The sequence below is a fragment of the Alishewanella sp. WH16-1 genome, from assembly GCF_001441695.1.
Lineage (GTDB): Bacteria > Pseudomonadota > Gammaproteobacteria > Enterobacterales > Alteromonadaceae > Alishewanella > Alishewanella agri.
This window is the reverse complement of the sequence record NZ_LCWL01000130.1, coordinates 1-756: the sequence shown is the minus strand read 5'-3', so window position 1 is coordinate 756 and position 756 is coordinate 1. Positions and strand designations below refer to the sequence as shown.

The 756-nt window shown below is 53.0% G+C and carries 1 protein-coding gene; it reads left to right on the top strand.

The genetic code is table 11. The features are described 5' to 3' along the window. On the top strand, window positions 1-756 hold a 756-nt coding region (gene ltrA, locus AAY72_RS14090; protein ID WP_082628999.1), incomplete at both ends, for a group II intron reverse transcriptase/maturase.

Below are 756 nucleotides of genomic sequence, written 5' to 3'. Positions count from 1 at the left end.
ATGGTGCTGAAATTAACACGGCGGCCAATGGGCGAACGAAAGCGGAAGTACCGTTGACGATGGAAGCGGTGATAACCCGAGATAACCTGATGCTGGCGTATCAGCGAGTGGTGGAAAATAAGGGTGCAGCAGGGGTAGATAACCTGAGTGCATCGGCGTTGAAGCCATGGCTGAAAGCACACTGGCCAAGTGTCAGAGAAGCACTGATAACGGGTAGCTATCTGCCACGGAGGATACGCAAAGTCGATATTCCCAAGCCAAATGGCGGGATAAGGACACTGGGCATACCGACCGTAGTAGACAGACTCATCCAGCAAGCGATAGCGCAAGTGCTCACCCCTCACGTTGAGTCCGGGTTCTCAGAATCCAGCTACGGCTTCAGGCCAAACCGCAATGCATGGCAAGCTGTGCGCCAAGCGCAGCAGTACATCCATAGCGGCAAACGCTGGGTTGTGGACATGGATTTAGAGAAGTTCTTTGACCGGGTAGACCACGACATCCTGATGTCGAGGTTAGCCCGAATCATCAAAGATGGCCGGCTACTCAAACTCATCCGCCGATATCTGGAAGCAGAGATGGTAGATGAGCAGGGTGTGTTAAAACGTGATAAGGGAATGCCACAAGGCGGACCGCTGTCACCACTGTTATCAAATATCCTGCTGGACGAACTGGACAAGGAGCTTGAACGGCGCGGACACAGCTTCTGCCGCTATGCGGATGACTGCAACATTTATGTCAGTAGTCAAAAGGCAGGCG